Raw genomic sequence first — 20,202 nt, forward strand, 5'->3', positions numbered from 1 at the left:
ATGCAGAAAATCTCCCGAATCTACTTGGCCAACTGTGGCTACGACACCGCCTGGTACGACGGCGTCATGATGGACTTGCGTGAACCAGACTTCCACGCGCCTACCGACACCATCATCAACCTCGAAAACGGGGGCGGAAAAACATCGTTCTTGAGCTTGGTGCTCTCTTGCTTTGAGACCAACAAGGACCGCTTCCTCAAGACCCTCAACGACAAGAACCATCGCTTTGGCGACTACTTCGCCTCTGACGGGACGATGGGCCTTATCGTCGTGGAGTGGCTCATGCCTCCACGAAAGGCTGGAGAAGGAAGCTACCGACTCATCACGGGGCAGGCTGTGGCGATGCGCCCCGCCGCGGAGCCGCCTGACGAACGAATGTTCTTTAGTTTTGAGGAAGATGCCAACCTGAGCCTGGATGACCTCCCTGGGCCTCGACTGTGCGACACGCCCATCTTGTCCCTGTCGAAATTCTCAGATTGGCTGCATGAAAAACAGCGGCTGAGCCAAGGCAACCTGTTCATCACCCGCAAACAGAGCGACTGGCATCGCCAACTTGAGGCCTGCCTCATCGACCTGCCCATGCTGCGTATGCAAGTGGACTTTTCGGCCACGGAGGGCGGCTTCGACAAGGGCTTTCTGGGGTTCCAAAGTGAAGAGCAATTCCTTCGCCGGTTTCTCTACCTCACGATGGACGCTGGGCGAGCCGCATCCGTACGCGACGCGGTGGCCGTGGCCTGCGACAAGCTGCGCCGCCGGCCGCTCTACCTGCAGCGCCTAACCCAGCTGCAGACGTTCCAGACCTCCCTGCAGACCTTCTCGACCGCGGCTACCGAACTGCGCCAGGAACGAATCCACCAGCTCTCCTTGGTCTGGAAGGGCACTCGTCTTGCTCAGGCACTGGCTGACCAGTCCGAAGCTGCACTGGCTTCCGTGGAGACGGAGACTCAATTCGCAGGGGCTCAGCGCGGGGTCCAGCAGTTGCAGGGCAAACTAGCAGGGGACAAGGCCGTAGAGCACGCAACGCTCACCGACTGGCAGTTCCTGCGCAAGACCACCCAAGCGACCAGCGCCCTGAAAGCCCTACGCAACGCACACGGCCAGGCCGGAAAAGACGTTTTCCACATCAAGGCGGCACGGCTGCAGCACACTATCAAGGCCGCCCAGCAGAACATTGACGAGTTGGCTCGTCAAGCTGAACTGCAGACAACCGAGCTGGCTCCGTTCCTGACCCGAGTGCAAGAGGCTGGCTCCCTATTGCGGCGCACACTGTTTGACCAGGCTGGCTCGCTTCGCCAGCAAGCCAAGGACCTAAAGGAGCAGATTGCCAAGCGGAAACAGAAAGCAATGGACCTGCGCACGGAGATTGGCGTCCGCACCGGGAAACTCAAGGCGTTATCCATCGAGAAAGCCCGGCTGGACGAACAGCAGGCCCAGATGGATGCCGCCTTCGCGAGACTGGTTTCCGTGGGTACTCTGCAGTCGGACGCAGAGCCCCTGCTTGAGGCACTGGCTCGGTGGGATGCCGCGCTGGAGCAGGCCGGCGCGGAGCTGGCCGCGGTGCTTGAGCAGCAAGTAGCCTTCCAGAAAGAAGCTCAGGGCTGGCGTGTTCTGGCTGAAGAATCCACAGCGCGCGCCGCCGACTGTGACTTGCCCCGCGGCAAGGAACAGAGCTTCATTCAAGAAGGACAACGCATTCAGGAGCGCCTCTCGAAAATGTCGGCCCTGACCGCAGCGGCCGACGCCGAGCGAGTCGATGATTTGGAGTCCGCTGCCCTGCGTGAACGGATGGGGCAACTCATCATCAGCTACGGCCAGCAAGTCTCTAGCGCGGACGTGCGTTTGGCGCAATTAATGGCCGACAAGCAGGCCATTGAGAACACAGGCGTGGCGGGCCATAGCGCCGACGTGGAACTGGTGGTTCGCCATCTGAAGGACGCGGGTGTGCAGTCCGCCCGAGCCTTCAACCAATATCTGGCCAATGCCGGGCAAGACGCCGAACGCACTCGCGCGGTGGTGTTGAGCAACCCCGCCCGCTTCCTGGGCGTGTGCGTTGCCGATGTCGAGTGGGACGCGGCCAGCAAAGTGCAGTGGGTCACACCCCGCCCAGACAAGCCCGTTGTGATTTCCAAAGCATCGCTCGCCCCTGACGCAGGGCTGCCCGGGGTGGTCGTCCCGGCTGCCACAGACGCTGCTCACAACAAGGACGCTGCTTTTGAACTCAAGCTGAGGCTGGACGCCACTTACAACAAAGAGCATGAGGCTCGCGAGCAGCTGGCGGTGCGTCGCGACCAAGCAGTAACCGCACGCAAAGAATTACTAGAATATCTAGACCGATTCGGGGGAGGCAAGTTGACTAGCGCTCAAGCCAACTTTCAACGACTGGAAGCTGAGCAGGAGGAAGCCCGACGCGAGGCTCGGGCCTCTGCCGCCAAGGAGGTAGAAGCCGGGAACTCGGCCAACGCGCTTGCTGCAAGTATCAACGAGCACAACAAGCGCATCAACGAGTGCAAATCGCAAAGCCAGACACTGCAGCGGTTTCAGGAAGAGCATGAGGACCGGCGTACGGCACGGGAGCAACGGTATCCAATGCTGGTGGAAGAGCTCTCCGTGCTAGAGACCCAGCAGGAAGAGGCTACGGGCACGCTGGACAGCTATCAGCAGCAAGACTTGACCGCAACGGAGCAGAAGAGCCAACTGGAAGCGCAGGCCTCGGTGCTGGATGGCGAGCGCGCCAAGCTGGAGCACTACGACGCTAAATTCGAGGCGCAAGAATGGCTCAAGTCCAATGCATGGACCTTGGACAGCCTACGGCAGTCCTACGAAATGGCCGCGGGTATCTATCGGATCAATGCGGAGCAACGCTTAGGCCTCATTCAGACCCAGCTTGATACCGCAAAAAAAGCCATCAACGCCCAGAAGGCAGAGTTCAACCGCGACTTTCCTGGCGTTACCGGCGAAGACCTGGCCCAGTACCTCCAAGCCGACTTCGACAAGGTGTTACCCGCCGCCGAGGCTCAGGTAGAAGACTTGTCCAATCAGGTTGAGACGGCCATCAAGGCGGAAGCCACGGCCAAGGGTGCACATACGCAGTGGAAGGTGTCCAACAAGGTCAAGCTGCAGACGCGCACCCCGGAGATTGAGGGTCTGGACGAAGAGCCCCTGGGCCGAGCCATCCGCGCCGCAGACGCCGAGCGCCAATTTACCTTGGAAGCAGCTCGCCGCGCGGAGGTTGCGGCCAACGGCGCAGACCAAAACGCAACGACGGCCAAGGCCAATGCCAAGCAAGCCGATGAGCGAAAAACCGTTCTTACGTCTTCTCTGGGGCTGGAAGACCTGAGCGGAAACGAGCTGCTGGAGGCGCACCTGACGGCGCTGGACTGCGATGTTGATGCACTCAAGCGTTCATTTATTGTGGAAGCCGACACCCAACTGCAGGTTCAGGCCCTGGTCAAGGACCATGCGGCGCGTAACAAAGACCGTGACCGCAGTGAGAAGCGTGCACGGGCGTCGTTCGATGCCCTACGGCAGGCTGCCCAGACCCCGGAGTTTCTGCAGGCCGAACCTGAACTGGCGGCCCAAATGCGCGCCAACGAGTTCGACGCGGCGGTGGCAGATGTCGCTCGCTTGCTGGAGGGGCTGACCGAGCGCATTGCAGTCACCCAGTCCAACTTGGACAGCATGGCCCAGGACTTTTCGGCGGCTGCAGACGAGTTGGTCTCTCTTAGCCAAGTGGCGCAGTCCACACTCAACTCGGCAACGCGAAAGACGATTCCTGCCGCGGCACCCTCTGTAGGGGGCAAGCCGATTCTGAAGATGCGATCTCACCTGAACGCTGTCAGCGCCGAAGACCGCCGTCGGGTGTTGCAACACTACCTGGAACGCCTCATCGAAAGCTCGGTTATTCCAGCCAAGGGTACGGACTTAGCGGCCGAGGCAGTGATGGCTCTCAGTGGCAAGCCCTTGGGGCTCCAGTTGCTGAAGATGTCCATCGATGACGCGCGGCAATACGAGCCAGTGGCCGAGCTCAAGCTATCAGGCGGGGAAGCAGTCACCACTGCTATGTTTCTCTACTGCGTGGTGTCCCAAGTCCGCTCAGATATGCAGGCCAAGGAGCAGCGGCTGGGCGGGGGCCCCCTGCTGCTGGACAACCCGTTCGCCAAGGCAACGAAACCTGTGCTATGGGAAGTGCAGCTCATGCTGGCCAACGCCATCGGGGTGCAGTTCATATTCGCTACCGCCATCCACGACTACAACGCGCTGGGCGAGTTCAAGCACTTCATCCGGCTTCGCCGCGGTTCCCAGAACCTCAAGACGGGGCGCAAGCACATCGAACTTGTCAACTACCACCTCAATGACGAGGCTGCCTGATGTCCGAATTCCTTCGTCAACTGCAGGCGTCCCCGGTCAAGCGGGTGTCTCTCGATGAGGTCAAGCGTGCCTACTACGCTATTTATCCTGAGATGCTCAACAGTCCCGACCGACAGGCGAGGCTGTTGCAGGCATTGCAAGACCTGGAGGGGCGAGGACACCTGAGTCTGCCGGCGGTTGGCAGCTGGGAGCGCATGGGTTCGCCTCCGCTACCCAAATGGGTTTCCCTGGCTCGTGAAAAGCCGCGCGCCGACGCTCCCGACTACTCCGATGTGACGTGGGTCCCGGAGCTGGGTTTCTGGCCGAAGCTCAAACCGATACAGCTGGCGGACGCCAAGGCCATCAACGACTTCCTGCTGCGCCGGCGGGATAGCCTGACTCCGGTCCCCATCAAAGAGCGCTCCCTGGAAATCTTCGGGGACGAGAAACGGCTGGAGGCGCTGAGAACGGGAACAACCCTGTTCACCGGCCGGCTGCCAATTTCGGCCATTGGCGCTTTTGTTGTGCCGCCACCCCTTCCCTACCGGCCAGCACCCGCCCCCGGAAAACCTGTTCTCGTAGTCGAGAACCACAACAGCTTCTGGAGTTTTGGGGAGTGGAACCAGACCGCTTTGCGCTACTCGGCAGTCGTGTACGGGTCCGGTGAAGCTTTCCGAAGCACGGGGCAGGCACTAAACCAAGTGCTGTTGGAGGTGGGCGGCGACGGGGCCGAGTACCTTGGAGACCTGGACCCCAAAGGGGTTGGTATTCCGCTGGACTTCAACAGGGAGAACGATGCGCCGGGTTTGCAGGTACACCCTGCCCAGGACCTCTACCGGTGGTTGTTGGCGCACGGACGCACTCGCGAAAAGCCCGCGTGCCGAGGAGTTGCCGCTGATTCAGCGACAGCCTGGCTGGGACCGGAGTTAGGGGAAACGCTGACTGAACTCTGGGCTCAGGGGCTGTGGATTCCCCAAGAGGCGCTGGGTTTTGAACAACTGAAGGCTTGGAGTTAGAGCTGCTTGCCATAAGCCGCTTTGGCTTTGCCGCCCTGTTCAAATTCCACAATCTGCCGCCCCATTTACCAGTAGGTTTGCGTGATGTGGGGATTGACGGCCAGCTCGCCCTGCACGGCGGCGGTCAGGTGTGCCCGTTGGATCTGCCGTTGCAATCTATACAGTCCAGACGCATGGATTGCTTCACTGCGATCGCAATTATTCTGGGCAACTAAACAACTACCGGCTTCAGCCGGTAGTTGTTTAGTCGGCTATGAACCCATCAGCTATCAGTCCGATGAGTTATCGCCTTCGCCTGAACCGCATGCTTAATAAAGGCAGGAGCGCCCCCAGCATCTGTTAGTCCCGACACATGCAATACCTTCATCGCCCGGCTTCCGCCCAAGTAGGCCATGGACAGGCCACGGCGCCGATCGCTTACCCCGACACTTTCACCACTGTTAAATACGTTTTCACTGACATCAATTAAATAAACCTCATCAAATTGAAGCCCTGCAACAAACTCCGGCATCGAAAGAATGAATTTCGTTCCTCGATTCGGAATGGCGGTAATATCCTCCCTAGACTCTACTGGAACAAATGCATCTCGATACTGCCCGGCCAGCAAATACTGTTTGAAGTTCTGGTAATCGCAGGTCAAAACTGCAACGGCACGCCCGCTCTTACGCTTCTTAGCAGATATCTCGGCTCGTTCAAAAACTAAATCGTATTGAGCTCGCACAGTTTTATGGAGCACGAAATCGGGTTTAGCGCCTGAGGGAAGTTTACTTTGCTGCTGATATATTGGCCAATCCTCGCCTAAATTGAGCGTGGGTGAGAACTCATCTATTGCACGCAAAAATGCATTAATTTCAGGTGTATATCGGAATACTTCATCTAAAGCAAAGTCGGTAAGGCCGTCGAACTGTGCCTGCCAACTCTTCATACCGGCACTAATTCGCTTAAGATCCTGCTTTACATCCTCAGCCATTACTACAAGAGGGCGGGAATTCGGATCTTTGACGAGTGAAGTAATTAGCATTCGCTCCATTCTGTTAAGAAGATGGAGTTCATCAACAAATATCGCATCGAAACCAACCGTGGCACGAGTTATATCCCAGGCGTTTGAATCTAGGAAACGATCGAAATCTGATATAAGCTGATCTACACTAATTACCTCCATATCACGCATCTCTTTTCTGAAATTGGAGTGAAGATCCAGAATAACGCGACGCTCATCAGGTTGAGATAGTTTCAGGCGCCATGGTTCGCGCGCCATTTTTGAGATGTATTCCTCTTTTTTTCGAGCAGACCTGGAAGTTCCTTCTGGTTCAAGAACACATGCAAATTCGTTTAAGATTTCTAAGATCAGTTGCTCTCTGGCTACCTCGTTAGCGACAGCCGCTTCAAACTTCTCGATAAAACCTTCGGAGCATCCGCCCTTTCTAGCAAGCCAGTCGGCGTTAGCATAATTTTTGAATATACTGGTTAATAATTCTCGCTGCATTTCCCTGCCGGAGCGTCCATCGAGAGATAGAGGATTAACGCCGCGCAACTCGGTTCCTAATGTATCAAATGCAAGCGAATATAGCGTGCCCAATAGCAAATTTCCGCTGTTTGTAAGAGCCCGCATTTCGGAGCCTGGAAGCATCGTGCGAATCATTGACCATATCACTTCTACCGTTGCTTCGCTGTGGGTCAACAACGCATAGCGCATGGGTCGACTACTTTCCTTGTCAGACTGAAGTTGACGAAGCAATTTGACTACAAGGGCGATTGTTTTTCCGGTACCGGCCGGCCCACGAATTCTGATACTTTTTGTAAGCTGGAAGTCAACAAAACGACGCTGAGTTAAAGTTAGTTTTGAGTCGTACCAAGTTTTCAGGGAGTCGCCTAGGCCCAGTATTTTATTATTGACCTCCAGATTAAAGATATCTTCCTCGGTATTTTTAATACCGTGTTCGTCCGCAGAAATCTTCAAAGCACTAAAGCGTGCCTCAATAATTTCAGGATTAATTAAGCTACTTTTCGACTCGAGTATATCGACATCAGAACTAACCACGCCGTAGCAGATGCCTGCTACGTTTCCTTGGATGCGCCTATCGAAGAGAATACGAGCGCGTTCACCGGTTGATCTCGGACTCGCCTGCACCGTCAATAGACTATCTGCATTGTATGGTTTCCACAATGATGGAATAGAAATACCTTGATCGATAACAGACTGCGCTATTCTAAGGATTCGATTGAATGCCTCAGGCTTCCTAGTTGAAACAATTTCACCCAGGAAGCCTCCATTTACGCATATTAATGCTGTTGCTGATATTTGAGGAATATTTAGCGCCTCTTTATACGTAAGTATCAAAACGTCACCGCATTCGGAAATATAAGTTGGCACAGATAGAAGTTCCGAATCGAAGCTCACGTACCACTCTGCAGGAGGTGGTCCATAAATCTGCATGAACCCAATCGCTTCAAGCGAAATAAAAATAAGTGGCTTCATGATTTCTTCTCCATAATCAATTTTACGACCGCTTCTTGCTCGGCTTTAAAAGAATTCGTCAGACCGATTCGCGTAAAGTAGAGATTAAGCTTCTGCAACAATGAATGCAAAAGAACGGGACGACAACTCGCGATGGGGCGCAAGACATCAACATTATTCTCATTTTCCAGCTTATCAAGCGAGACCTGCGACCTGTTCGTTAAACGTAATGACTTAAATGGCACAAAATAACCCGCCACGCCAATATCACCCTGCAGGGCTGGAAGTATATATAAATCCGCGCGCGATGGTTGCAATCTTGATTCTATTAATTTCAGCATTTTTTTATTCACAATTTCTATCTTATTTTTTATCTGAAAATTATCGCTTTTGCACAGCCCAGATGGATTACACGCCATTGACTCCATCGGCAATACTGACAAGTAATTCATGCAATCTTGCAAGGATTTCAAATATTGAAGTTCATTGCCATGAATTCCTTTTAAATCGGCCTCCCATCTTGTGGCATCGCCTCTCAATAGCCACTCCATCAATATAGAAGATCCAACGGATTCAAAGCTAATAGAACGGGCCACTGCTATCTCTCGCGCAGCAGAAGCAATAATATTCAGCAGCTCCACTCGAGACGATATAAAAACTATACTATTAAGGAATATATTTGCAGGGACAATATCAAGGGTAAAAAACTCACCGCCCCCCTTATCGCTCAAAATATCGCAGTCGGCACTAACGATCAACCGACTCGGTGCTTCGGTCTTCGAACCCTTTAGGATCGTTCCCTGCCAAAGCTGAAGTTCTTGCCCGCGATAGGGGTCGGTTCCGAACCTTTGTGATCGATCTTGCAATTAACGTCTCCTTTTAGAAAGCATTTTTGTATGGAAGAGCAAGCGACGACCATTTCCGACGTTGGTCGCGGCTTCTCCGTACGTGAGGCCCCCTCGACGCGCTGAAAGTCGAAAGCTCCCTCGCCCTACTCTTCCATTTGAAGAGTGTTGCGGTCGATAAAAATTTGACCCGCAGGGCCCGCCTGTCAATGACGGACTGACTGGGTATCGGCTGGTTAAATTCCTTCCGGGACGCACCTTTCCGTCGTCTTCGGGAGCCAATCTAAACTTGGCACAAATAGTCCAATTTAGATTGAAGGCAAGAGTAGACGCTACCCAACATAATGTAACAAAATGTTTGTTAACGTCGGCAAGCTCTGGAATAAATAAGTCATCAAAAATGTGTATGCGTAACTTCTCATGGTAAGTCAGCTCGTCACGATAATGCTGGGGCATGAGCGTCGGCCCGACATCGTGCTGTAAGTGCCATTCCATTTAATACAAAGTGCACTTTTAGTATGAGTTCATCTTTTCAATGAGATTGGCCCCAAGTGGGGGTCACCGCCTCCAGCATGATCGTGCAGGTCACGCAGGGTATACGCACCCGCCCGTTTCGCCATTTATATAGGAGTGTGTTGTGATCTTTCAGCCCAAGATTGGCGCTGCACTTATTAGCGATCGTTGATCAGATGCCGTTCATGTTGTGTCGCGTATAGCCATTACATACCTTTTGTGAGCGATCCTTGGAAATTGGACATAGGCCCAACAGCCATCTTGTTCAGCCTGTTCCAAGAGTTCCACCACCCATCACTACAGAGATGGATAAACCACCATGCAATAAACATGATAGGGATGAGCATGTAAATGCCAGCGACATCACACGTCAAACATCCCCGGCTGATAAACCGACTCGTTGCATCAATAAGCAAATAGAAACAAGTTGCAGTCCAAAGACGCCGAATACCACCGAGGACCTGCGTTGTCCGCTTAGGCGGTGCCCGCAATTCAATTCGGCCATTCGGGGATATAACTGCCAAGCTATTCAAAAGGCCACAAAATTCCCACCAACTTTGTTGGTGTCCTTGACGTATGTTTCGCAGACGCGTCCGTTCTTGACGATCAAGACGTCGCTGACCGAATTCGGCAATAGCAATATTTTTCTCGGCCGCGTTCAACGTCTCCCAATCTGCCATTGAACTCACACGCGCGCCTCGGCAAGAGGCTACCCAACGCTTGTGCCGTAGCCATACCAATGGGTAACGCAGCAGCAGTCGCCAACCGCATTCAAAATCCCTGAGAAAAGCTGCCAAATCAAAACCACCGTGATTTATAAATTCTTGCACGCCAGCCGGTCCGCCCCGCCTTCCCACGTCCACCAGGTGGTCGATAAGGACTTGCATGTCCATTTCATCTGAATCAGCCGTTGACTTGCTCATTCCATATCTCGTCGACGATCAAATTTCGTTCGTGTCGTTGTGTCAGGGTCCGCTTGGCTTGCTTGTGCTCCTGGTAGGCCAGATACAGGCGCTCGACCAAATCTCTTTTGATGGCATCAGAACAGTCAGGCAGGCGCCGTGAAGTGAACAGAGCGACGTCTTCTACGGCTTGCCATAGCAAGGGCCAATCCACCGTTCCAATTAGCTCATCAGAGCGCTGACCGAACAACGTGAAGGGAATATCAACCCCGGCACTTTCCACCCCTTTGAGATAGCTGATATTCGGCTCATTGGTCCCAATCTCATATTTGTACTGCGTGCGCCGATCAATTTTGGCAGCCGCGCCTAACTGGGCTTGGGTCAGACCCAGACGCTGTCGCTCAGTTTTCAAACGTTCTCGAAAAAGATCAAGCAATTTCATACGGCAAAGTCTACTGTCCTCGACAATTGTCATCAAGTACTCAATAATTCCCATATTGGGAATTTATAGGGTCATATTATGACTTTTTCAACAGCAGAAATCAAAGCCTGCTTCAAAGAGCAAGGTGTATCAATATCAACTTGGGCGCAGGCACATGCATTTGATCCGCGCCTCGTGTATGCCGTTTTGGCTGGGAAAAATCAATCTACCAGAGGAAAAAGTCACCAAATCGCATTGGCACTGGGACTAAAAGAAGCAATCCCCGCCAACCAGGTTGCCGTGCGCTTGGGCTTGGTCGAACCAAATAAGCAAGGTGACAGCAAATGTCTTGACTGACCGAAAGACAAACACGAGGTTGTTTCAGTCATGCCCGGTGAATCATGCATTGAGCATGGTCGCCACCTTAACTAAATGCCCGAAATTTCTTCAACCAAGAAATATGTACCGATGTAAAGGAGTTGCCTAACGATTAACTTATAAAGAAAAAAACGGCGTGTGATCTTGCAGGACCGCACGCCGATTGCTGGGGGATTACCCAGGCTTTCTCGTTACAGAGTCTAGTCTACGAGCCTTGAAACGGCTCGTCAATCCCCCTTTTTCAAAAATTTTAGACGAACGCCATTTTGGCGAGCGGTGGATCTGCTCGCCTGGCGCCAAGGGGTATTCATGCGAACACAAAAGCGTTTTACACCGGCTTTGCTCGAACGATTCACACGAATTGGTCGTGGAACGGGAACTTATCAAGACTACATACCGTGGCACCGCGTCGGCCGCAGCGACCCATCAAGCATGGGTCGCTCTCACTTGATGATGTGGCGCGAGCGCCAACGGGAACTTTTGTCCGATGGTGAATGGGTTGGACTGTTGTTTTCAACCATGATCACCAACCTGCTGGATGTCCGGGAGCAACACAAACTCGCCCCAGAGAACGGACCATTTGAGCTCGCACTGTACGACGTCCGCTACGGAGGAAAAGATTATCCAGGCACGCTTGCTATCGCCAAACAATTGGGCATCAAACACCCTCGCGTCAACGGCGATGGCACCTCAGATGATTGGAAAATGACCACTGATCAGGTATTGGTCTTGCGGCGTCCATCTGGTCAGGTGGAGCTTTTGGCAGTGGCTTACAAGCCCGATGACAAAAAACTGACAAAACGCAGCCGTCAGCTACTGGCCATCGAGAAGGCGTATTGGGCTTCGCGAGGGGTGACATGGATCTTAATCACTCCAGAGTTGTTTGATGAGTCTGTTGGACTAACTCTTCGACGCGCCGTTGCCTGGGGTCTTGGCACCGCAGTTTCCACCTTCGATATAGCAGTTGCCGTCCATGCAGTCCATCAGACACTGGGGCACACATTTACCTACACACTGGATTCAATTACCAGGGTACTCGGGAACAAAGACCTCGCCCAGCGGGCTTTATGGCAAGCCGTTTGGACCGGTGCCATCCCTATGGATCTGCGAACTGGTTGGCGGCCCCATCTGCCGATAAAACTGCTGAGCCCAGCTGATTTCACAGTCCTCAACCCGGTGGTATCGAGGAGGACATCATGGAACTGATGTCAAACCAGGTTTTTCGGCTGCTCCATGACAAAACCTCAGGAGCGTACCCAGCGGGTATCTACCGCGTGATTTTCGACGAGGCCGCCATCAACAAGACTGTTTGTGTTTGCATTCAGTTGGCCGATACCGAAAAAATTCCTCGTGGAGGTCGACGCAAACAAGCAAAAACCAAGCACCCACGAAAAAAAGCACCTCCAGCACTACTAGGTAAGCTGATATGGATGGAGCGCGACTACCTAGAGCGGCTGCAAGCCCATAAGCTTCTAATAACTGTAGAGATCGAACGCGAGCCAATTTACTTCACGCCAATAGAGTCACCCGAAGTTCAGGAGATTTTTTCGCAGCGATGCAGGGCCATGACTGGCTTCCTTGACTTTGGGAAAATGAAGGAAAGTATTTTGATTCACGAAGGCCTGGGCGGGCTCGTTCGGGACGCCATGGCTACCGGTGAGGTCTGTCGGGCCTATGTCTACAAACAATGGTCAACACTTTGCAGATTGGGAATCAGCGAAATCAGCCTGCTACCCCGACGAGACCGGTGCGGTGCAAAAAATGTTTCTCGTCCGTGTGACCCAGGTGGCAGAAAGAAAGCAGGCCGCAAGACGCGTACACAACGCGTCGCCAAGAAAGCAAGTGGCATCGATTTGCCGCCAAAACAACCTGGCATGAGCACCGAATGGCGCGCGGCCATTTTGGCGGCGGACAACCAGATCAAAACTCCTGTCAAGCCTGTGATGTCAACACGCTGCACTTTGATCCTGGAAAGTTCGTTTGTCAAAAAGTTCCGGCCAGAAAATGGGGTCCTTGTGCCTGTTGATCCCAAGTTGGGTGAGTATCCAAACGACCAACAAATCCGACGTGTTCTTGAAGTGGAGATACCGCGCCTAAAGCGCCTGCTGCAAAAGACAACGCTGGGCCATTTCAAGCGTTCATTGCGCGGTTTGATCGCCCGCAACTGGAAGGGCGTCTCTGGCCCAGGCCACACCTGGGCCATTGACTCGACCGTGGGTGATATCTATTTGCGATCATCACTCAATCGGGCCTGGATTGTGGGGCGCCCCATTGTCTACATCATTGTTGATGTCTGGTCGACGGCCATTGTGGGCTTCTACGTGTGCCTGACCGGCCCCAGCTGGAACACTGCCAAGATCAGTCTTTTCAATAGTGTTGCCGATCCTGATCTCCTGGGTGAAATGTGGGGCTACCAACCCATCCTCAGCCTCAACCCTTTGCCGACCATGTGCTATCAATTGATGTGTGATCGGGGCGAGTATTTGTCAAAGGCTGCCAGTCTTACAGCCATCAAACTGATTCCCTGCATGTCGTATGCACCTCCCTACCGTCCGGATTTGAAAGGACTGGTCGAGGTACTCCATCGCATTGAGAAGGATGCGCAGTTCATGTTTGAACCTGGTGCGATGGATGCCCGTCGTGCTGAATTTGATCTGCGAAAGTCCCATCCCGACGAGTCAGCGATGACGGTGCGCGATTATGTCCAGTATCTGCATCTGATCTTTGGCGAATACAACCTGACGGCAGACCGCTCTCATCGGGTTGATGCACACATGGCAGCGGCAGGCGTTTTCCCAAGCCCCGCTGGGCTGTGGCGCTGGGGGTATGAGATGGGAATCGGGGTGCAACGCGCCATCCCACAGGCTGACCTCATCACGACACTGCTCACACCTGACACTGCGCGGGTTGGTCGAAGTTCCATTGTGTACGCTGGAAATGACTACTATTGCCCAACCATCCAAGCCGAGGACTGGACCACAACAGCCCGCAATTTTGGCAGTTGGAAAATTTCGATTCATTACTACCCAGGCCCAGTTGGACGGATCTGGACTCCCAATACAAACGGTGAAGGCCTGCTCGACTTAAAGATTTCAGACCAAGCAAAAACGTCTGCAGAAGTTACCTTTGATGAATTGAGTGACTCGATTGCCAACGTGCAAATGCAGCATGCTGAAGTTGCTCATCAAAAAACTTTGTACGCACTGCAAACACTTCGCAAAGTTCAAGCCTTGCGAAATAACGCCATCCAGCTAACCCAAGAAGCGATCTCCAAAGGACAGGGTGCCACACCCACCATGACCGAGGCACGCGCTGTGGAGGTGGCATGCACTTCCAACCCTCGCGGCTCTGAAGCGCAGACTACAGAAAAGCTCCGTGACGAAGCCATGGAGGCACACGAAGAGATGATGCGCGCCATGCTGAGTGCGGGAGATGACGAGGAAGACGACCATGTCTGATGCCAACGCACAAGACCCCTACGCAGGCAATCTCTTGACGCAGGGCCTGGGGCCGATCAGGTCAAGGATTGAGGTCATTAAGACGCTAACGGAGCTTCCAAAACGACCTAAAACGATGGATGGCATTTCTCCCCATATCGCCATGCATCACTTGATGTCGCTACGTGATTTTCATCTACCCAGCGTCGAAGAGTGCCGTCTTCATGAAACCATTGAACTGATGATCAGACAAAACTACCGCTACCTTGACCCTACTGCTGCCACTACCTGGTCGACACTCAGTGGAGATAATGCTGCGCCCAGTCTCAAACGGGCACCAGCTTATGGTGCTGCGGTCGTGGGGCATTCCGGCACCGGAAAAACAGAAGCTATTCTGCGTTGTCTGCGAAGTTACCCACAGCAGGTGATCCACCATAACAGCTTTCCAAGGCTGGTTGGGGGTCACCAACAGGTCGTCTGGCTCTCCATCAATGTACCACCCAGTGGTAGAACTGTGGATCTCGCAACAGATCTCATGCGTGAATGGGACAGGGTCACTGGCGGAAACCGCTTTGCATCCGATCTCGCCAAAGACCGACGCGATGGTATGAAAATGCTTGATTCATGGCGGCAGGTGGCCACAGCGCATTTCCTGGGTGTACTTCACTTGGATGAAGTTCAAAACCTCTTCAAGCTTGCGACCCTGAAAAAGCGACGCAGCAAACGCACCCCTGAAGACGACCCGCCAGAACTGAGCATTGTCGAAGATCAATTTCTGAAATGGATTCTGATATTGATGAACACCTGGCAAGTCCCCCTCCTTCTGTCTGGAACCCCGGATGGGATCGGCGCTTTGACACGCCGCCTCAGCACTACGGAACGCATCGTGACTTCTGGGTTCCATCAAATTCAGCATTTTGAGAATGCGAAAGACAGCAACTTCAGGACAAATTTTTTGGAACTACTGGGCAAATACCAGTATGTGCAAAAAAAATTACTTATTGACGATGAACTGGCTAATCTGATCATTGAACTCACTGGCGGTATTCAGCGTCTCATCATTGCGCTGTGGATCGCGGCACAGCGCATTGCATTGGAGAGGAACAAGGGGGACCTGCTGCTGACCGACTTCAAAACAGCTGCGGCAACCTATTTGGCACCAGTCGCTCCAGCCGTAGTTGCTTTTCGGAGCAAAGATCCAGCAAAAATGTCCAGGTATGAAGATCTCTTGCCGCGTGATGATGCGTTTTGGTCTCATCTTTGGGGCTCAATTTCGCGGATTTGAAACTCAACGGACGGGGCGTTTTCGGACACGTTGAAGGCCCTGGGCAACAGTGCCTTTTTTCTCTTCACGCCAGTCCGGCGTTGAGGATCTTGTGCCGCCATGGCCATCAATGCCATGGTCAGATTGGGGCCTGATTTCCTGTTGAGATTGTCCATTTCTATTGTGGACAGCCCGCCAATGGCGGCGCTGTCCACGCTTGATTTGCCATGGATGCGAAAAGCCTCCACCGCCCCTCGTGGACTCTTGCCTTGAGTTCGAGAACAACTCAGGTTCGGAAGACCCAGACCGTTCAGCCGCGACACGGCTTGGTGAATGGCGATGCCAATCCGTTTCGCCACGACAGCATGATGACCGTGGCTATGAATGTACGCATCAATCAAACCCTGATTTTCTTGCTCCGTTGGCGTCAGTGTCTTGCGCATTGGCGTATCAACAAAAACCTTCGCCGCACCAAATAGGTCATTCAAAGCGTCATCTGCCGAGTCATAAAGTACAGCACACGCCAGGACGTACGACGATACCGATGACGCGGAGGTTCGCATGTACAACACACCATCCACGTGATTCAGTATCTGCCCTTCGGGCTTATCAACAAGCCCGGAAAAAACTGTGCTCAACCATTTGCTGGGGCAAGAAGCCCTGATGAGATCACTTAATAGTGGCTGCTTAACTTTTCCACCATGGGTCTGCAACCCCTGTTCTGCCGCCTTCTTTCGCAGTGCCAATGCCACGTATTTGACGTCCAGGGGCTTCGTGCGCACCATCAATCCGGACACGACGTCATGAAATATCTGAACATATTGATTGCTCTGGGCTTCATTGACCAGACCCAAAGGAACAAGCTCCGCCTCTTTCAGATATCTTGTCGGTGGCTGAAGAAAGGCCGACTCGTTTTCAACGAAATGAAGAGGTATCCCATGCTTTTGGCACCAAAGTTGACCAGGCAATTGAAGGTCACGCCGCCAATAACTCGTGCCATGAAATTTAACATCGGCTGACACGCACTTCGCACAAAAATAGGCCCCAGAACGAGCCGCCACCATGCCGTAGTTGTATAGCAGTGACCGCCGGGACGGGCTTCCATGTGGCAGATCCGGCAAAAATGATGTGATGGCACGCCGGTACGGAATGGTTGAGTGCCTCTGTGCAAAGTGCTCCATCGACTGCCCTGCCATCATGCTCAGTGACTCCAGGCAAGAGCGTTCCCAACGAGAAATATGTTCAAGACTGAACATCCTGACCATGCATTCTTGGGCATCTTTTTCTGTATGCAAACCGTTGATGCGCATAACCCGCCCCAAATAGCCGCGATCAAGCTCTTCCGGTAGAGGTGATGGGCGTACCAGCATATTCATGCGCCTTCCTCTTTCGCATGCGTCTTGCCTTGGAGAGGCCCCAAAGCTGACAAGGATCGAATCACCGCAGACAAAGCGCGTGCATGCGTGGCAGAACCATCCCAGGTCACGGTGAGCGCATTCACCAAGTCATCATTGCTTCGTACCGAGTCAGCCGTCACACCGCCCTCGTATTTCTCGACATACAGGCAAACCTCTTCCACCAACCGCGAAGTTTTTTGCCCCTGCCCTTTCAGAATACGACTGACTTGGGACTGGCTGGCCACCAAATCCGCAGCAATCTGCGTCTGTGTGATGCCGTGCAACTTGCAAATGTGCCTGGCCCGCTCCAAACGAGCTTTGAGGTCCGATTTAATCATGCGTAAAGCATATCACAGTACATTAATGCATATATTATTCGCAACCGATGGCGATTTCATGCAGGCATTTACGCGAGCAAGTCCGGCCCCGGCATCCCGCCACTGCGGCGCTGCAAGGCTTGTTCGATAACACGGCGAGTTAAGGGCAGTCGGTCAAGCGCAGCAAGCTTTGCCTTGAGTGCAGGCACCAACTGATAAATCTGCCAAAGCTTGATTGGGCGAGTGCCGGCGCGCTGACCAAGATCCAACACAGCATGCTCCACCTCAACGCTTAGCGAGTCGTCTCTCACATCCCACAAGACCCGGTTCGCACATGGATCCATCGTGATCGCCAGACGCTTTGGCTTGTGATCGTCCAGCCATGCACGATCATTCCGGTACAGCCAGGCATAGGCGGCGGGGTCGACGGCCCGCATGAACTTGATGCCCAGCCCAGCATGCGTTTTCAGCAGTTGCAGCCAGACTTCCCGGGCTGAGGTTTGTGCTCGCTTCGCTCGGGATTTGCACCAGGCGGCGTGCAGGCCGACCTCACTCAGCAGCAGCTTCGTGATGGTGACCACACTGACGTTCGCGTTTGTGGCGACCACGGTCTTATCGGCGCCGTTTTGCAGTTCAAGAATGGCCTGCTGACGGATTGCTCCCGTCAGCTTTTTAGGGCGCCGGGCGATGGACAGTCCGGCTTGGGCGGCCCAAGCCATGGCCGTGCCCACATCAATCCCGACAGCCTTTGCTGCCAGACGAAAAGACAACTTATGCACCGACAGCAAACTGATCAACTGATCATGCCGTGCGTCTTTCCCGTCCATATCGAGATGCCCAACTGACGGGAAAGCAACTCTTGACAAGGTAATCGGAGGATTCAGCGCCGACGAATAGGCCAGCCAGAACGCCTCGGTGGATCCAAATAGCCAGTTGATCATCACCAGGTGCCGTAAGGGGTGTGTCCCGCTGCGGGGTGGACGCAACAGGCGCCCCAATTGAGTGACGGCCTCGGCAACCGTCGCGGGCAAAGCGTCCAGCTCAGGGAGAACGCGCAAAGGCTCAACGTGAGCCAGAAAACTCGATGCGATTTCCGGCATCCTAAAACTGCCACCACTGGTCACCCAACCACGGCGCACAAGTTCTGCACGGTAGACCTCATGCAAGCGACCGGTTTCGAAGGACCGATGAGAAAAATGTGTCACCAAATCGATTACTTGTTGGGATAGGCCTTGAATGGCGGCATGCGCATGTGCAATTACCCCCTGTTTCTCAATTTGCAATTCGCGAAAGTTCTCTCTGGCGGGGAGGTGCCATTGAAACCGTTCCACCCCATTGGCCTTGAGATTCGACTCTTTAAGCAGTTGATCATGCTTTGGGCATATCCACACACCGGGGTATTGATGTTCAACATGCCAATAGGCCCAACCACAATCGGCACGGTCTTCGTCCATGCAAGCCGCGCACGCTTTGAGCGGGTGGTTGGCTCTGAAACGACTGGTCAGAATGCCAAGCCGCAGCTTGAGGTGGGCAACGCTGTCGCCAGCCATGCAGGCGATGGCGTTTGCCAACTCGTCGGCGGATATAAATGCGGCGTAATAGGCCAGCAGCGTGTGGTGTTTGGCCACCTTTTGAACATCGCCAAAGCATCCGTCGGTACGAGCTACAAAATGGGAGAGGCGGCTCGGCAGGTCGTGCTGTGAGCCTGCGCGCGAATGACCAAAGAACTGCTCGCAAGTGCGGGCCGCAAGCGTATGCCCCCAAAAGCAATGGTGACGACTGACCAGACTGAATAGTGTCTCGCCTGGGAGCCACGCTAAAAAAGTTATTTTCCCGAAAAGATCGTCTATGCTGTTCACATTGAAAGTGTGCACCCAAGCGTAGCAATTTCAAAGTCCAATTTCGCGTCAAACTGGGCAAAGTCAAATCTGCCACTTGCAGCCAAAATCAAGAAATTCTTTTACTACAGCGACTCCTTTGAGTCGACTAATATGGACATACGGTCTTGACCGAAGAAAGGGGCGGTATGTCCAACGTTGCGAATCTGAATGTTTTTTTACCCAGAATTCGGGATGCACGCCACCCTAATCCAGCGTTTTCAACGCTCACACGGTATGCACCTTTTACTGTATTCCACAGGCCTTTTTACTAAAAAAGGGTGCTTCACAGCTTTACGATCAACTGCCAGTTTGACAACACCCCCAAAATGGGAGATCAGCATACTCACAAGTGACTCCTAGAATGCAATTTCATGCATTCCCCACCCAGTCTTACCAATTACGCCGCTTAGCCTGATGCCAGATGAAATTGATCGATTGAAGTCGCTCGTAGAAGCCGTAGAACGCGACGAACGCTGGCGTGCTTTTGGCAACAGATCCTTAGAGCAGCACCATGGCTTGGTTGCCGGATATTCATTGCATGACAACGTTCCATATACGGTGGTTCAGCATTTCGAGAATGCCAAGAACACGTGGCTTTATGCATTTTTTAGTTACCGACTGCTTCATGTCGCGCTCATGCAACTGCATGTGGCTGGAGAGGTTGCTATGAAAGAGCGCGCAAAGTGCGATGGCATCAGCACAAAAGGGAAAGCCCTCAATGAACTTTTGAATCTTGCTATTGAGCGCCGTTGGCTACTGGATGTGAACTTTGAAGTTACTGCTGAGAGGTCCAAGCGGGAAGCGGAGCACCTCGAAATGTTGCACTTCATGGGCGTGGAGCATGAGCCGTTCGTTGGTCCGCTGCATGAGCAGGATTACGCTAAAGGGCTTGTCGCTGCATTCAGGTGGACTTCACCCGCTTTCGTAGACAAATTTCAGCTTCCAGTTCGAAGCTGCTCGAATGCCAGCGGGCTCAGTTGGTCTAGATGACTGTGCCTGCGGACTCGATTGTAAAAACCCTCAATGT

15 protein-coding genes are annotated in these 20,202 nt (G+C 53.3%); 8 read left to right on the forward strand and 7 right to left on the reverse strand.

What is annotated here, in order from left to right; translation table 11 throughout:
• Genes HHJ17_RS02560 through HHJ17_RS02570 form a run of 3 tightly spaced genes read left to right on the forward strand, consistent with a single transcriptional unit; the run spans position 1 to position 5,578 of the window.
• Entirely contained in the window at positions 1 to 4,368 is a 4,368-nt protein-coding gene (locus HHJ17_RS02560; RefSeq protein ID WP_296497322.1) for a hypothetical protein, read from the forward strand.
• Complete coding sequence (locus HHJ17_RS02565) at positions 4,368 to 5,363, forward strand: hypothetical protein (protein WP_296504856.1); 996 nt, start codon at positions 4,368 to 4,370, stop codon at positions 5,361 to 5,363. The genes HHJ17_RS02560 and HHJ17_RS02565 overlap by 1 nt, the downstream gene beginning before the upstream one ends.
• The gene (locus HHJ17_RS02570; protein WP_296504858.1) at positions 5,354 to 5,578 is read left to right on the forward strand and encodes a hypothetical protein; all 225 of its coding nucleotides are present in this window, start codon (positions 5,354 to 5,356) and stop codon (positions 5,576 to 5,578) included. Before HHJ17_RS02565 ends, HHJ17_RS02570 begins: the two co-directional genes overlap by 10 nt.
• A gap of 47 nt (positions 5,579 to 5,625) precedes the next feature.
• Here HHJ17_RS02570 and HHJ17_RS02575 read toward each other — a convergent pair whose 3' ends face one another.
• The 4 genes from HHJ17_RS02575 to HHJ17_RS02590 form a co-directional block, all read right to left on the reverse strand.
• Complete coding sequence (locus tag HHJ17_RS02575; RefSeq protein WP_296504859.1) at positions 5,626 to 7,842, reverse strand: UvrD-helicase domain-containing protein; 2,217 nt, start codon at positions 7,840 to 7,842, stop codon at positions 5,626 to 5,628.
• Positions 7,839 to 8,687 (reverse strand): hypothetical protein, encoded by an 849-nt coding sequence (locus tag HHJ17_RS02580; protein WP_296504861.1) that lies wholly within the window; start codon positions 8,685 to 8,687, stop codon positions 7,839 to 7,841. The genes HHJ17_RS02575 and HHJ17_RS02580 overlap by 4 nt, the downstream gene beginning before the upstream one ends.
• A 698-nt stretch (positions 8,688 to 9,385) precedes the next feature.
• On the reverse strand, positions 9,386 to 10,102 hold the full coding sequence (locus HHJ17_RS02585) for a hypothetical protein (protein ID WP_296504863.1): 717 nt from the start codon (positions 10,100 to 10,102) through the stop codon (positions 9,386 to 9,388).
• Complete coding sequence (locus HHJ17_RS02590) at positions 10,083 to 10,577, reverse strand: helix-turn-helix transcriptional regulator (protein ID WP_296504865.1); 495 nt, start codon at positions 10,575 to 10,577, stop codon at positions 10,083 to 10,085. The genes HHJ17_RS02585 and HHJ17_RS02590 overlap by 20 nt, the downstream gene beginning before the upstream one ends.
• 24 nt (positions 10,578 to 10,601) lie before the next feature.
• Here HHJ17_RS02590 and HHJ17_RS02595 point away from each other — a divergent pair, with 24 nt between their 5' ends.
• The 4 genes from HHJ17_RS02595 to HHJ17_RS02610 all read left to right on the forward strand — a co-directional run bounded on the left by HHJ17_RS02595 (position 10,602) and on the right by HHJ17_RS02610 (position 15,602).
• On the forward strand, positions 10,602 to 10,859 hold the full coding sequence (locus HHJ17_RS02595) for a DNA-binding protein (protein WP_296504867.1): 258 nt from the start codon (positions 10,602 to 10,604) through the stop codon (positions 10,857 to 10,859).
• Positions 10,860 to 11,189: 330 nt separating this feature from the next.
• On the forward strand, positions 11,190 to 12,086 hold the full coding sequence (locus HHJ17_RS02600) for a TnsA endonuclease N-terminal domain-containing protein (RefSeq protein ID WP_296504869.1): 897 nt from the start codon (positions 11,190 to 11,192) through the stop codon (positions 12,084 to 12,086).
• Entirely contained in the window at positions 12,077 to 14,338 is a 2,262-nt protein-coding gene (locus HHJ17_RS02605) for a transposase (RefSeq protein ID WP_296504871.1), read from the forward strand. Before HHJ17_RS02600 ends, HHJ17_RS02605 begins: the two co-directional genes overlap by 10 nt.
• A complete protein-coding gene (locus tag HHJ17_RS02610; protein ID WP_296504873.1) occupies positions 14,331 to 15,602 on the forward strand; it encodes an ATP-binding protein in 1,272 nt (423 codons plus the stop codon). The genes HHJ17_RS02605 and HHJ17_RS02610 overlap by 8 nt, the downstream gene beginning before the upstream one ends.
• Here HHJ17_RS02610 and HHJ17_RS02615 read toward each other — a convergent pair.
• From HHJ17_RS02615 to HHJ17_RS02625, 3 genes are all read right to left on the reverse strand, one after another.
• Positions 15,572 to 16,957, reverse strand: a complete 1,386-nt coding sequence (locus HHJ17_RS02615; RefSeq protein ID WP_296504875.1) for a TniQ family protein — start codon at positions 16,955 to 16,957, stop codon at positions 15,572 to 15,574. The genes HHJ17_RS02610 and HHJ17_RS02615 overlap by 31 nt on opposite strands.
• On the reverse strand, positions 16,954 to 17,316 hold the full coding sequence (locus tag HHJ17_RS02620; protein WP_296504877.1) for a helix-turn-helix transcriptional regulator: 363 nt from the start codon (positions 17,314 to 17,316) through the stop codon (positions 16,954 to 16,956). The genes HHJ17_RS02615 and HHJ17_RS02620 overlap by 4 nt, the downstream gene beginning before the upstream one ends.
• 68 nt (positions 17,317 to 17,384) lie before the next feature.
• A complete protein-coding gene (locus HHJ17_RS02625) occupies positions 17,385 to 19,154 on the reverse strand; it encodes a TnsD family Tn7-like transposition protein (protein ID WP_296504879.1) in 1,770 nt (589 codons plus the stop codon).
• A gap of 435 nt (positions 19,155 to 19,589) precedes the next feature.
• Here HHJ17_RS02625 and HHJ17_RS02630 point away from each other — a divergent pair, with 435 nt between their 5' ends.
• Complete coding sequence (locus tag HHJ17_RS02630) at positions 19,590 to 20,165, forward strand: hypothetical protein (RefSeq protein WP_296504881.1); 576 nt, start codon at positions 19,590 to 19,592, stop codon at positions 20,163 to 20,165.
• Positions 20,166 to 20,202: the final 37 nt, after the last annotated feature.

Source organism: Rhodoferax sp., from assembly GCF_012927445.1.
Lineage (GTDB): Bacteria > Pseudomonadota > Gammaproteobacteria > Burkholderiales > Burkholderiaceae_C > Rhodoferax.